Source organism: Vibrio sp. 10N.239.312.C11, from assembly GCF_041466065.1.
Taxonomy (GTDB): Bacteria; Pseudomonadota; Gammaproteobacteria; order Enterobacterales; family Vibrionaceae; genus Vibrio; species Vibrio tasmaniensis_A.
The window spans coordinates 38,821-52,267 of sequence record NZ_JBFSRZ010000021.1 but is presented as its reverse complement, the minus strand read 5'-3'; the positions used below and the strand labels follow the sequence as shown (position 1 = coordinate 52,267).

15 protein-coding genes are annotated in these 13,447 nt (G+C 43.4%); 9 read left to right on the top strand and 6 right to left on the bottom strand.

Going from position 1 to position 13,447, the window contains the following annotated elements:
* Window positions 1-29 precede the first annotated feature (29 nt).
* The 3 genes from AB6D07_RS11260 (at window position 30) to AB6D07_RS11250 (ending at window position 2,881) form a co-directional block, all read left to right on the top strand.
* Entirely contained in the window at window positions 30-920 is an 891-nt protein-coding gene (locus tag AB6D07_RS11260) for a hemin ABC transporter substrate-binding protein (RefSeq protein WP_017102759.1), read from the top strand.
* Window positions 921-1,061: 141 nt separating this feature from the next.
* A complete protein-coding gene (locus AB6D07_RS11255; protein WP_029222880.1) occupies window positions 1,062-2,099 on the top strand; it encodes an iron ABC transporter permease in 1,038 nt (345 codons plus the stop codon).
* Window positions 2,099-2,881: a heme ABC transporter ATP-binding protein gene (locus tag AB6D07_RS11250; protein ID WP_017102757.1), complete on the top strand. Its 783-nt coding sequence runs from the start codon at window positions 2,099-2,101 to the stop codon at window positions 2,879-2,881. Before AB6D07_RS11255 ends, AB6D07_RS11250 begins: the two co-directional genes overlap by 1 nt.
* Window positions 2,882-3,273: 392 nt before the next feature.
* Here AB6D07_RS11250 and AB6D07_RS11245 read toward each other — a convergent pair whose 3' ends face one another.
* Window positions 3,274-3,735, bottom strand: a complete 462-nt coding sequence (locus AB6D07_RS11245) for a TetR/AcrR family transcriptional regulator (RefSeq protein ID WP_009845738.1) — start codon at window positions 3,733-3,735, stop codon at window positions 3,274-3,276.
* A gap of 530 nt (window positions 3,736-4,265) precedes the next feature.
* Here AB6D07_RS11245 and AB6D07_RS11240 point away from each other — a divergent pair.
* On the top strand, window positions 4,266-4,565 hold the full coding sequence (locus tag AB6D07_RS11240) for a YfcZ/YiiS family protein (RefSeq protein ID WP_009845739.1): 300 nt from the start codon (window positions 4,266-4,268) through the stop codon (window positions 4,563-4,565).
* A gap of 36 nt (window positions 4,566-4,601) precedes the next feature.
* On the opposite strand, the gene AB6D07_RS11235 is transcribed toward AB6D07_RS11240, so the two are convergent.
* Window positions 4,602-4,904: a YnjH family protein gene (locus AB6D07_RS11235; protein WP_017102756.1), complete on the bottom strand. Its 303-nt coding sequence runs from the start codon at window positions 4,902-4,904 to the stop codon at window positions 4,602-4,604.
* 101 nt (window positions 4,905-5,005) lie between these two features.
* Between AB6D07_RS11235 and AB6D07_RS11230 the strand changes: the two genes are divergently transcribed.
* Window positions 5,006-5,605 (top strand): hypothetical protein, encoded by a 600-nt coding sequence (locus AB6D07_RS11230; RefSeq protein ID WP_017102755.1) that lies wholly within the window; start codon window positions 5,006-5,008, stop codon window positions 5,603-5,605.
* 154 nt (window positions 5,606-5,759) lie between these two features.
* Here the strand turns inward: AB6D07_RS11230 and AB6D07_RS11225 are convergent, their stop codons facing one another.
* Window positions 5,760-6,866, bottom strand: coding sequence for a 1-acyl-sn-glycerol-3-phosphate acyltransferase (locus AB6D07_RS11225; RefSeq protein ID WP_029222879.1), 1,107 nt, complete (start codon window positions 6,864-6,866; stop codon window positions 5,760-5,762).
* A 175-nt stretch (window positions 6,867-7,041) separates the two neighbouring features.
* Between AB6D07_RS11225 and AB6D07_RS11220 the strand changes: the two genes are divergently transcribed.
* Window positions 7,042-7,668 carry a hypothetical protein gene (locus AB6D07_RS11220; RefSeq protein WP_017102753.1) on the top strand — a complete coding sequence of 209 codons (627 nt, stop codon included), beginning with the start codon at window positions 7,042-7,044 and terminating at the stop codon, window positions 7,666-7,668.
* Between the two features lie 115 nt (window positions 7,669-7,783).
* On the opposite strand, the gene AB6D07_RS11215 is transcribed toward AB6D07_RS11220, so the two are convergent.
* Complete coding sequence (locus AB6D07_RS11215; RefSeq protein WP_017102752.1) at window positions 7,784-8,275, bottom strand: hypothetical protein; 492 nt, start codon at window positions 8,273-8,275, stop codon at window positions 7,784-7,786.
* Window positions 8,276-8,297: 22 nt separating this feature from the next.
* On the bottom strand, window positions 8,298-8,819 hold the full coding sequence (locus tag AB6D07_RS11210) for a nicotinate-nicotinamide nucleotide adenylyltransferase (RefSeq protein WP_017102751.1): 522 nt from the start codon (window positions 8,817-8,819) through the stop codon (window positions 8,298-8,300).
* Between the two features lie 109 nt (window positions 8,820-8,928).
* Here AB6D07_RS11210 and nadE point away from each other — a divergent pair, with 109 nt between their 5' ends.
* On the top strand, window positions 8,929-9,759 hold the full coding sequence (gene nadE, locus AB6D07_RS11205; RefSeq protein ID WP_017102750.1) for an ammonia-dependent NAD(+) synthetase: 831 nt from the start codon (window positions 8,929-8,931) through the stop codon (window positions 9,757-9,759).
* A 107-nt stretch (window positions 9,760-9,866) separates the two neighbouring features.
* Here nadE and AB6D07_RS11200 read toward each other — a convergent pair whose 3' ends face one another.
* Window positions 9,867-11,708 (bottom strand): hybrid-cluster NAD(P)-dependent oxidoreductase, encoded by a 1,842-nt coding sequence (locus AB6D07_RS11200; protein ID WP_017102749.1) that lies wholly within the window; start codon window positions 11,706-11,708, stop codon window positions 9,867-9,869.
* Window positions 11,709-11,926: 218 nt separating this feature from the next.
* Here AB6D07_RS11200 and AB6D07_RS11195 point away from each other — a divergent pair, with 218 nt between their 5' ends.
* Together AB6D07_RS11195 and pyrC are read left to right on the top strand one after the other, a co-directional pair.
* Window positions 11,927-12,085 carry a YqaE/Pmp3 family membrane protein gene (locus tag AB6D07_RS11195; protein WP_008215717.1) on the top strand — a complete coding sequence of 53 codons (159 nt, stop codon included), beginning with the start codon at window positions 11,927-11,929 and terminating at the stop codon, window positions 12,083-12,085.
* Between the two features lie 192 nt (window positions 12,086-12,277).
* Window positions 12,278-13,306 (top strand): dihydroorotase, encoded by a 1,029-nt coding sequence (pyrC, locus tag AB6D07_RS11190; RefSeq protein ID WP_012600249.1) that lies wholly within the window; start codon window positions 12,278-12,280, stop codon window positions 13,304-13,306.
* Window positions 13,307-13,447: the final 141 nt, after the last annotated feature.

Below are 13,447 nucleotides of genomic sequence, written 5' to 3'. Positions count from 1 at the left end.
CCATCAAAAGAAAGTACAAATAAATTATTATGAAAGACTTAAAAGTGCTCAATAAATTAAAGAACAACAAACATTTACTCGCAATCGCCGCGATGGGGTTGGTACTTGCAGCACCTATCGCCAATGCTGACGACACAAAACAACCTAGAATCATCAGTGCTGGCAGCGCAGTTACCGAATTAGTTCTTGCTTTGGGTGCTGAAGAGCAGTTGATTGCAATTGATGTGACCAGTCACTTACCTCAATCAAAAACGCTACCAAAGATTGGTTACCACCGAAACCTTTCTGCAGAAGGGTTGATTGCCTTATCGCCAACAACACTGATTGGCTCAGATGAGATGGGGCCAGACAACGCCATTTCTCAATTAAAATCTGTGGGTATCGATGTCGAGATCGTTAACACCGAAGCAAACGTTGAAGGGCTACTAAAGCGAATCGACCAAATAGCTAAGATAACGCATACCGAAGCTCACTCACAGCAAGTGAAAGCCGAAGTGAATCAAAAAATCGCGGCACTAAAAGCCAATCAAATACCAAGCAACGAAGCAAAGAAAGTTCTGTTCCTATTACTGCACGAAGGTCGTCCTGCAAATGTTGCTGGCAGTGAAACATCACCCAACGCGATCATTGAACTGGCTGGCGGTGTTAACCCTGCGGCTAAAAGCCTGACCTCTTACAAACCACTGTCGATGGAATCACTCGTTGAAATGCAGCCTGATGTCATCTTAGTGAGCGGCCGTAGCTACCAGAAAATAGGCGGTGCTGACGCCATTCTTAAATCGTTACCTATGCTAGCGGCAACGCCAGCAGGCATGAACAAGCAAATCATTACCGTAAAGGGCAGCGCTCTAGTTGGAGGGCTTGGTCTTGAAAGCCTTTCTGAAGCGAAGCGATTAAACGCACTTATCTATCCGCTATAACTTATTTACCCGTTATAACTTATCTTCCCGCTATAACTCACTACCCTATTTTTACTGTTACTTGCTCAATCCTCATTACCGCGTCGCTTTCGCAAAGTCGATTACGAGGATTGAAGCTAGTGATAGACATTGAGGCTCTTTATGTTGTTACGATCCGTCCCACTAAAAACATCGATGTTAGGCTTCGGCGCTATCCTAGTCTTAACCGCGCTGTACTCGGTCACCGTTGGGCCTATGGACATAAGCTTAGCTGACAGCGCAGCCAGCCTATTCCGACCCAGCAATGACTTAGCTCCCCACATCAATTTGGTGATTCAAGAGATCCGTTTACCGAGAACCATCTTATGTATGCTAATAGGCGCGATTCTCGCATTATGTGGTGCCGTCATGCAGGGGCTATTTAGAAACCCGCTTGCTGAACCTGGGATCATCGGCGTCTCTGCCGGAGCTGCATTAGGCGCGGCGTTGGCTATTGTTCTTTTCTCTGAACTTTCACTGCAATACCCTGCTTTTATGAACTTTGCGGCCGTGCCAGTATTTGCCTTTTTAGGTGGCGCTTTAACCACCCTGCTAGTTTATAAGCTAGGTACGGGAAAATTCGGTACCTCGGTGACCATCATGTTATTAGCGGGTGTTGCGATCAGTGCATTGTCAGGCGCAGGTATTGGCTTCTTGAATTTCATTGCTGATGACCAAATGCTACGTGATCTTTCGTTGTGGTCGATGGGTTCATTGGCGGGTGCTAAGTGGTCCGGAATTTTACTTGCTGCTGTCACACTCGTTGGATTGTTTGTTGTTTTCTACCGCCAAGCAATGTCACTGAATGCTCTATTACTGGGCGAGTCAGAAGCGCAACACCTTGGCATTCCAGTACAGAAACTCAAGCGAAAGCTCATTCTACTGACTGCCGCAGGCGTTGGTATCACGGTTAGCTTGTCTGGCATGATTGGCTTCATCGGACTGGTTATTCCTCATTTAGGCCGCATGTTAGCGGGCCCAGATCATCGAGTCCTACTCCCATTGTCTGCGGTATTAGGCGCGTTATTACTAACAGCTGCAGACATGTTCTCTCGCGTGGCACTGGCACCAGCTGAGTTGCCAGTTGGTATTGTCACTGCGATCATCGGCGCTCCATTTTTCTTGTATCTACTATTTCAACAGAAAGGGAGAATCCTTTAATGTTTCCTACAGCGTTAAAAGCAACCGACATCGAAGTGAAGTTTGGCAGCAAAGTGATTTTAGACCGCGTTTCTATTGAGATTGAAGCAGGAAAGGTAACAACACTACTTGGACCAAACGGCGCAGGAAAAAGCACGCTGCTCAAAGCTTTATGTCAGGAGATATCGAGCACGGGTGATATTCAGTATTTTGGACACACCAAAGATAAGTGGCCTTCGCAGAAGTTGGCGAAACATTTAGCGATGCTTCCTCAACACAGTACCTTGACCTTCCCCTTTCTGGCACATGAAGTTGTTGAGCTTGGTGGTATCCCGTTGCAAGAGTCCAACAAGAAGCTCACTAGCATAGCTAGCCAGAAAATGGATGTTGCCGATGTGTCTCACCTAAGTAAAAGACTCTACCCTTCTCTATCTGGCGGTGAAAAACAGCGTGTTCACTTGGCTCGAGTACTAACCCAACTTCACTATTCTGGTGACCAATGTATCTTGATGCTTGATGAACCCACATCAGCACTGGATCTTGCCCATCAGCACAACACGTTAAAGATCGCGAGAGAGTTAGCCGACAACCACAACGCAGCGGTTATCGTAGTTTTACATGACTTAAACCTAGCCGCTCAATACTCAGATCGATTGATAGTTTTGAAAGAGGGAAACTTAGTTTGCGATGGCAGCCCTTGGGAAGCACTTAAGCCTTCGATGATTGAAGATGTGTACGGCTACACAAGTATTGTCGAAAAGCACCCAACCATGAACTTCCCCCAGGTTCATCCCGCACAATAAGTTCGACTAAGAACAGGTTCGTTTTGAGTATTCGCTTTCTCTAACAACCACACCATTCACCGCCTCGATTTCTTCGAGGCTTTTTATTGTCTCACAGTCCCTCTCTCGCCTTAAAATCAATTTTGTTAGTTACCATGGCAATACCCCTTAAAACGGCTCACCTTGAACGTTTGAGGCTCTAGAAATAAACACCATCAGTTAATGTTAGTAAGCTTTTAGTTACTCAGTAAAATGCAGGCGAAACCCTAATCATCTAAAAAGAAAAGAAATAACCTTACTCAGCACAAAGACAAGATAACGACAACGGTGTGAGAGCTAGAGAAAAAAGGAAGAAAAGTGAAACTACAGGTACAAAAAAAGCCCCCTCAGGAGCTTCTTTTATTGCGTGTTGATTATTGGCTCATATGAATCAATGATTTACCAATCAACCACTCTAATTCTTTACCACTAGCATCACCAAACTGGGTTTCAGTTAGCTTGTACAAGCGGTCGATACCGTTTGCCGCGAACTCATGTGCATTCTCAGCAGTAACGATATGATGGAAAAGTAAACGTAAGATCGCTAGGAACTCAGCATCTTCAAGTGCAGCAACCCAGCTAGCCGAAAATGCATCAAGGCCATTTTCAAAGTCAATGTGTTCCATGAACATCTTGAAAATACGACCGTCTAGAGCAGCAGTAAAATCCGTTTTCTTTGGAAAGTGATGACTTATACCTGTACGAGAAACGCCTGTTTGTTGACTCAACGTCGTGTATGACATTTTGTCGTAACCCAATCTCAATAGTTGGTCTACAACGGCATCCATGATCTTCTGGATCGTGATTTCTGTATCTTCTTTACTACGCTTTGGCATATTCAGGTTCTTCTCTTTGTAAATCCATCTAACTCAACCGAGTGAAGTCAGAATGAAAATCGTTATCAGCATTATGTGAGCAAGGTATTTTTTCGCAAGTATTTCCATTAAATACCCACAAATACTTTGTACGAACAATTTTACAGTGTTGCCTCTTTGGGCACTTTGTTTAATTATTCTTCGAAAATCACCTTACAATCCTAAGTCGATAAGTTTAAATAACTACTTAGAATATGAAATACCCAACGAAAAATTCATTGTATAAATAACTGTCAAGCGATAGATACTCTTATAAAATCAATCCTGGCGCAACTAAGTGAATGATATTCTGACAAATAAATAACGTACCTCTTCAGGAAAATGTGATATTAATCACATACATATTTATCGTCGCGAATATACATATTCATTAAACATCCTATCAAACAGCATAGCATACTAGTAAAAATTTAGTTCAAAGATTTTGATTTTTGTAGATACAGTTCAAATTGCTCGCTAGAATAACCGCAGACTTTGTAAGAGGATTATTTATGAGCCAAGATATTGGTAACAATGATGTATGTGAGGCTTGCGGCTGCGCAGGTGAAATCGGGTTTATCATTAAAGAAGGCGACGATGTTGCCGAAGTAACGGTTTACGGTAACTCTAAAGCACTCATTGAAACTGAGTTTGCTAAGTACGTTGAGCTTGCTAAACAAGTGTCTAGCAACGTTGAGTTTGAAGCATCAGAACTGACAGAAGAAAGTACAGAATTAAATGCTCGCTTTAAGTTTGAAGTCAGTGCTGAGAAGATTATATTCGAACTTAAGACTCGCTCTCTAGCACGTTAATATAAGCACCAACACTCATACCAATGAAAGACGAGTTTATTTCTCGTCTTTTTTTATAATCTCAATCCACCCTAGAGCACCATTGGTCTCAAAATCGTTTTCGGCAGCACATCGAATCAACACCCCTGAAACTTCAACGACCGCACCTAGGCTATAGGCCTTATCATCATAATAACAAACTCGTTGCTGTGAACCATTCTGAGTGACGACGACTGCAGCCTTAGCGGGCGTTGATATTATTTTATTAGCATTCGCTGATGCTGAACAAAATACAGAAGTTACAATCACAAAGCCTTTTAGAATTTGACGCTTTATTTCAATCACAGATTCGCCTTTCATTGTGTTCTATTCTTTTTTACCGACCAACAAATGAGTAAAACACTATGCGAGAATAATTTTTTCATTATAGTGTTAACGTCTATCGTAATAAGAAGCTTGTTATGCTCCGAATAATCGTACTTATTATTGGTTCTTTAACCATAACAAATGTGACTGCAGAACCACTCGATCAGTATCAAATATTGAACCATCTGGATAATTACGGAAACTTATATTTACGAAATAAGCCCTATACATCACTACCGACAGGATTGGTCGTCGATGGCAATTTAAATATAGAAAACACCGCAATCACTCGCCTTCCCAAAGGGTTGGAAGTTAACGGAAGCCTTAAAGGCGGTAACAGCCTACTAGCCCGAGTTCCATCGGGCGTAAAAATAAAAGGCTACGCCGACTTGATAGGAAGTAAGATTACCCGTTGGCCAAGAGGTGTGAGAGTGGGTGGATTCATCAACCTCACAGATACCCCCCTAATACGGCTTCCCAACGGCTTTAGAGTGAAAGGAGACCTAAGCGTGATCCGTACTCCTTTAACCGAGCTGCCAAACGGGATAGTGGTTGATGGCGATTTATATATTGGCGGATCTGCAATTACAGAATTTCCCGATACCATGACGGTCAAAGGCAATATCTACCTAGGTGGTAACACGATTACCACGTGGCCGACCCAACTAGATCTTGGTGGTGCTGTTGCTCGCTAACCTGCTGTTCGATTGATTGATTGATTGATTGATTGATTGATTGATTGATTGACGGTAATAGCAGTACTTAGAAAAAGACACCTATATCGCTATAAAAAAAGGAGCCTTAGGCTCCTTTTTCAATTCAATCAACGAACTTGTTTGCTAACGCTCGTTAACCAATATTCTTCACTGGATTCGCATAGCTATCGATCAAGTACTGACGAGCACCGTGTGGCAAACTCGATAGTTTATCTTCAAACTCTTGCTTCACCGCAGCTGTAATCGACTCGTCTTCTTTTTCTGCAGCCAGTAAGTTCACAGGAAATAGTTTGTAGTTATCATGAATCTGGCGGTCAATCTCTTGAGCAAGTGCTTCAGGCGTATCGAAATCTTGGTCAATAACCTGACCAAAACCAACATGAACACGCCCTTTATTACCGATGATGCCTTGAATGATACTTTCGATATCTTCAAACTCACCCTTTTCGTAACTGCCGTTTACGTCTTTTTCAAAAAGCTCTATTGCTTTCGCGGTGTCACATGGATCGTTTTCGTATGAAATAGCCACAGGAACGATCTTCAATGATTTCACGTACTCAGGAAATACGATTTTTTGCTTACGCCCTTCAACATGGAACATCTTCAGAATTGCTGGTTCTGTGAAGTCATTGCCGTCTTTTGCACGACCTTCTTTCTGAGCGATCCAAATAGAGTTACCTGTTTCTAGAGAGTGCTTAATGTACGAAGACAACTGCCCTAGCGCTTTCATCATTTCACGTGGCCCTTTTAGAGAACGCTTTACGATGAAGCTTTTGTTCAGACGCATCAATTCAGTCGCACATGGCTTCTTTAGTAGGTTATCACCAATGGCAATACGGCAAGTTTGATGATTTTTCAGATGCAAAGCGTAATTAACTAACGCTGGATCCATAGCAATGTCACGATGGTTTGATACAAACAGGTACGCTTGGTTCGCATCCAGTGACTCTAAACCCGTGTATGTCACCCCTTTAGTGGTTTTAGCGAGCGTATCGCGTAAATACTTTTTCACTTCAATCTGAATGGATTCAACGCTAGTCAGCTTGCTCCATTTCATTTTTAAGTACACACGCAAAATCGGGCTCATTAATGCTTTGAACCAAGACGCATGGTTTGAAAAACGGTAGTGCAAGATTGCACTGATAAATTCTTCATCATTAATAAGACGGTTTAGTGCCGCAGGAATTTCATCATCGCCGTAAGGACGAATATCAACATATGGATCGGTTGGAGAGGTCATTTTTTCATTCATATAATAAAAAGCTGGCTCATTCTACGCGTTGTTTTGACTTATCGCAGCTACAGAGCCCATACTTTTGACAAGGTCAGACCAGAAACATCGAAAATGCCCTGTTATTATTGGCATTCTTTAAGATTAACGGTAATCTTGACGCCCCAAGACTAAGGTACTATCTATGAACTTCGCTATTGAATATACATCGGCTTACTTTTCACACCTGGTGATTACACCACGCAAAAAAGTACTTAAGCATAGCCTTGTATCGGTTCAAAGTGGTTTGGTTTTGATTAAGCTGGGCAAACAAGAGTATGCCGTCGAGCCAGGTCAGAGCGTCTGGGTTCCATATGACTGCCTAACATCACTGACCTACTTTCCAAACACACAGATTAATCGTGTCGACTTTTCTGTGCGCTTGACGGATTCATTCCCAAGACAAGCGGGATACGTCACGCAAACGAACCTCTCTTCTGCGTTACTAGAAAAGCTAGAACTTACTAAGTCTCGTAGTGTAAAAACGAATAATACTGAGCAAGCGTTTAAAGATATGCTTTCTGTATTGAAGCAAGAAGTGTTGTCGTTTAAACCACTGCTTTGTGAAAGTGCTCTGTCTCAGCGATTCAATCAATGGAATGTTGATGACTCGAACTTACCGCAAGAGCACACATTGGTGATGGTAATGCGCGAGGCGAAGAAACGCATGCAATCAGGTCAGAAACGTACTCTTGTGATTGATGACCTGTTCTCAGGTAAAGAAGAAGAGTTCGAGCAACTGTGCATGCTCGTGTTTGGTGAAGATTTATAACCTGGCGATAGCTGATATTGAAAGCAACAGACTAGATACTAAAAAGCCGCAAAAACTGAGTTTTTGCGGCTTTTTTAATTCTTAGCACTTAGACAGAAAAGAATGAACTACCTGTCTAGAATGGCAGCTCAACCTGCATCATTAAGTCTGCATCACTAGAGTCATGCCAACGGTAATCAAAACGCATACGCGGCTGCCCTTCAACTTTATCACCAAAACCTATGCTCAGTTGAAGACCATGGTTCATCAACCACTCTTCTGTCGACATATTATACTGTTCATCTTCCAGCTCTTCTGGAAACCACATACCGAGACCAACATAGTTAGACTCAAGGCTCTGAGTTAACAAAGGCGCATCTTTGCTTTGAATAACCCAATCAGACCAATAGTCTGGCTTTGACTCAGATTCAGGTTCACTTAACCCACTGAGCTCAATCATACGTTGACCGAAAGATTCAAGGCTAGTAGAGAAATCCAAGCAGCTATTTTCGTCATCAGAAGTCAGCATTACCGAATCTAGGCTAAAAAAATCACACTCAGCATATGCAGGTAAACTGCATGCTGCAATGATCATCGTCGCTGGTATCGCGCGCTTTAGCATAGTCATCAGACCTCTTGAGTGAGTGAATCTACATTATTGTATACAGTCCATTATCTTGCAATATCTTTGTAACTGACTTTGTACTCAGTTTTGCAACATCGCTTCCACTTATCAGCGCATTGCGGATATCAGTACTACGAATTTTCACCTTTTCAGGGCAAGCCATTACAGACCACTGCTCAGTAATCTCATCTGATTTATAAAAAGATGAGAACTTAAAGAAGTTGTCAGGACCTATAACGAACGTGAGTTCCGCATCACGATGTAACTTCTGAAGTGCGCTAAGCACCGCATAAGTCGTTACGCTTTCACCTGGAGTAAATAGGCTCTTTTCGACCAAAGAAAGCTCCACTTGCTCCAATGAAAGATCGCTAATAAATGCGTTAACTAACTGACATCTCGTATCAAAGTCTAGCATCTCTTTTCCCCAAGCATGGGCAATACTTGGAACGAGCAGGATTTTGTCAAAGTGAGCCAATGAATCAATCACACTTTTATGCCCTAAACTCGGTGGATTAAACGCACTACCGAAAATGGCTATTTTTTCCATTACTTATTACTGCCTTCTCTTTCTAAGCTTGTGCAAAGAGGTTTTTAAATCGGATGATTTAGGTATGATAACACTAGATTTTTAATTTGCTTGCAGGAAAGGAATACGAATGGAACAGTTAATTCGTGACGAAATGCGCGTACTAGCTTCAATTGACCCTCACTTCGAAGTGACTCGTCGTGTGGAGTTTATCAAAACGAAACTTCAACAGTCAGGATGCAAATCACTGATCCTTGGTATCAGTGGTGGTGTCGACTCAACAACCTGTGGCCGCTTGGCACAGGTGGCCGTTGATAGCCTAAATGAAAGCGCTGGTAGCGACGAGTACCAATTCATCGCGGTTCGTCTACCTTACGGTGAACAAAAAGATGAAGACGAAGCACAGCTTGCTCTCTCTTTCATTCAGCCTTCTCAATCTGTTTCTGTCAACATTAAAGCGGGTGTTGATGGGCTTCACGCTGCATCTCACGTTGCTCTTGAAGGCACAGGTCTACTACCAACAGATTCAGCAAAAATCGACTTTGTGAAAGGCAACGTGAAAGCTCGTGCTCGCATGATCGCACAATACGAAATTGCTGGTTACGTTGGCGGTCTGGTGATTGGTACTGACCACTCAGCGGAAAACATCACTGGTTTCTACACTAAGCACGGTGACGGCGCATGTGATTTAGCACCACTATTTGGTTTGAACAAACGCCAAGTTCGTGAGCTTGCAGCAACGTTGGGCGCTCCAGAGCAACTTGTTAAGAAAGTACCCACTGCTGATCTAGAAGAGCTTGATCCACAGAAAGCCGATGAAGCAGCATTGAACCTTTCTTACGATCAAATCGATGATTTCCTTGAAGGTAAAACAGTACCTCAAGACGTATCCGATCGCTTAGTTGGCATCTACAAAGCAACACAGCACAAGCGTCAACCAATCCCAACGATCTACGATTAATCTTTGAATTAGCTCAGAATCAAAAAGGCCGGAAGCTCATTTACGAACTTCCGGCCTTTTCTATTTAGTGTTCTTTAATGCGTTTTTCGTAATGATCTAACGAGTCGTTAATCTACGACTTCGATATCGGTTTGAGGCACGCTACAACACGCCAAGATCTGCCCCATATTACGTTCATGATCTTGCAATGCAGGGACATCCGGTTGATGAACTTGTCCGGACTCAAGCGTCACTTTACAAGCACCGCAGAAACCCGCACGACAACTTGAAGCAATAGACACCCCCGCCGACTCCGCTTGCTCTAGCAAGGTTGATTGATTATTACCTTCGAACAGGTAGCCGTTCACACTTAACTGCAGTTGCTTCACAGCTTCCTCGGTCGATTGAGCCACACCAAACGCTTCCTGATGGTAATGCTGAGGGTTGAGCCCCATTTGAATCAGCAATTTCTTTGCATTATCCATAAAGCCGTCAGGGCCACACACGAACGCTTGGCGCTTGTGTAGATCTTCAATTTTAGCGACATGCGACACGCTTAGACGCCCAGATAAACCATCCCACTCTTTGGTTGGTTGGCTTAATGAATAAATCACACGAAGACCCGCGTGCTCACTGGCGATCTTATCAATCTCAGCTTGATAAGGAATGTCTTCTTCGCTGCTGCATTGATGGTAGAAAACCACATCATCAATTTGACCATGGTCGGCTAGGTAGCGAAGCATCGACAGCATTGGCGTAATGCCGCTGCCAGCAGATAAAAGCAGTAACGGGTGAGTTGGATTCGCTTCTAAGTAGAACGCACCATCTGGATTTTGAGCAACCAAAGTATCACCCACTTGAAAGTGATCATTTAACCAGTTAGAGATTTGACCATCGTCCACTCGCTTCACTGAAATCGCTAAACGACCCGCTCGTGAAGGACTAGAAGATAACGTGTAACGACGAGAAACCTTCTCGCCATCAATCACCATCTCAATCGGAAGATGTTGCCCTGGCTGATAACTTGGCAATGAATGGTTCTCTTTGGCAGGCTCTAACCAAAAGGTCGTAAAGTCACGAGCGATCTCTTCACGCTCAACACACGTTAAATGTAACGACTCAACCCAAGTGTCTTCGTAGTGTTCTTTCTCTTTGGTTTCGAGTACTTCAACCACATCACCCGCTTTAACCAAACCTTCATTTTTAGCCACAAGATTCTGACCAAAGAAAACGCCACCACGCTCGTTAGCTCTGAATGTAGAGAAGGTATTAAGAGGCTCTTTTGTTGATCTAAATTCGCCACGCTCAACATCAACTGTCGTTAGGATACAACGCTCGCAAGGCTTCACCGCTTCGAACTCAACCTCACCGATACGGATACGCTTCCAACCATCTTCAGCAAAAGCTTCTGTATTCGAAACAACAAAGTTGGTCCGGAACTGATCCATAGAGTGAACTTCAGGGCTGCGGCGATTAAGCTCATCTAGAGAGGCTTGGCTGATCACTAACATTGGATAGCCGTCAGCGAAACTGACATTATGGCCAAGCTTTTCACGCACTCGATTCGATTGCTCACCAGAAAACAGCAACTCAACACGAACTCCGAGCACATCACTGAACCAATCATCGGCTTCATCATTGGTGGTGTAAGCCGTAAAATTGTCTTTCCAAACCGTTGCTGGTGCTTCTTGCATCTTGAAATTTGCATACTTTAGACGCAGCGGCTCTTTACCTTCATAAGTAAAGATCAAACCGTCTGGTTGCAGGCTTGAAGATACCTTGACCATTTTCGGATACTTACGCGCTGTCACCATTGAGCCATCAGCCAGTGCCAACATAAAACGTCTGTCGAAAGTAAGACCCTGTTTTTCGACCCAAGCAGAAGAGAGTGCGATCCCGCCCACTGATTTAACCGGAAACACATTGATTTGAGATAAAGAGGGAGCTTGATCTAAAGGTGACTGCGACATAACGATTCCAATGTTTTGTTGTTTGTCCCAATGCTAACAAATGGTTATAAATAGATAAACTGGCAGGCATTAAACACTTGATACTAAGCTAATATCTTGAGATGTTTAAATCACTGCCTTGTATACATTAAGACAGCAATGCATTAACACTCTCTATACGTTCTATAATATGAACACGGTTATCGCATTGAACTTTCATTGAATAAAAAGGATTTATCATGAACAAACTCGTCATTATCATTTTATGTGTATTGCTTCCGCCCGTTGGTGTGTTCTTCGCTCGCGGTGCAGGTAAAGATTTACTGATTAACATCGTCCTGACCTTCTTCTTCTGGGTTCCAGGAATGATCCATGGTCTGTGGGTAGCCACCCGCTAACCCTTATTAACAAATAGATACCGAATAAAATATCCATAAAAACAAGCTCCTAACCCTGAAGAGTTAAAAATAGGATGAAATGAAAGTGCTTTTCCACTATCATCCTGTCGCCTAAACGTAAGCGATTGCTTTCACAGATTTCGCTGAGTTTAGGCTCCAACTACATAACACTTCAAATGGTGGGAGCCTTCAATGACACAACTTACGATTACTCGTCCTGACGACTGGCACGTTCATCTACGCGATGGCGAAGTATTAAAAGATACAGTCCGCGATATCAGCCGCTACAATGGTCGAGCGTTAATCATGCCAAACACCATCCCACCGGTAACCGATACCGAAATGGCTCTTGCTTACCGTGAACGCATCATGGCAGAGCAGCCAAGTGAACAGTTCCAGCCTCTAATGGCACTTTACCTAACAGACAACACAACACCTGATGAAATTCGCAAAGCGAAAGAATCTGGCGCTGTTGTAGCGGCGAAGCTATACCCTGCTGGCGCAACGACAAACTCGGATTCAGGTGTAACTTCAGCTCAAAAGATCTACCACGTACTAGAAGCGATGCAAGAAGTGGGTATGTTGCTGCTGGTACACGGTGAAGTAACGGCTCACGATGTTGATATCTTTGACCGTGAAAAAGAGTTCCTAGACACGGTTCTAGCACCGATTGTTAACGACTTCCCTAACCTGAAGATCGTTCTAGAGCACATCACGACTGCTGATGCAGCGACTTTCGTTAAGAACGCTAACGAGAACGTAGCGGCAACCATCACAGCTCACCACTTGCTTTACAACCGTAACCACATGCTGGTTGGCGGCATTAAGCCACATTTCTACTGCCTACCTATCCTTAAGCGCAACACACACCAGTTAGCACTTATCGAAGCGGCAACAAGCGGTAGCAAGAAGTTCTTCTTGGGTACCGATTCTGCGCCACACGCGAAAGGCGCTAAAGAGTCAGCATGTGGTTGTGCAGGTTCTTACACAGCACACGCTGCGGTTGAACTGTACGCTGAAGTATTCGATTTAGAAGGCAAGATTGAGAACTTGGAAGCGTTTGCAAGCCACAATGGTCCGGATTTCTACGGCATGCCACGTAATGCAGACACAATCACGCTCGTTAAAGAAGAGTGGAATGTTGCTGAAACCATGCCTTTCGGTTCAGACATCGTTGTGCCAATCCGTGGCGGTGAAACGATTGCTTGGGCTGTAAAATAGTAGTCCGATGTTGTAAAGCTTAAGCGCTCATTACAACTTATAAAACACTAAGCCCTTCACATAAGTGAAGGGCTTTTTTATTATCTCTTAATACCCTTGATTCTAGGCAATTAGCGCCTAACCTTACCTTATAACCACCCA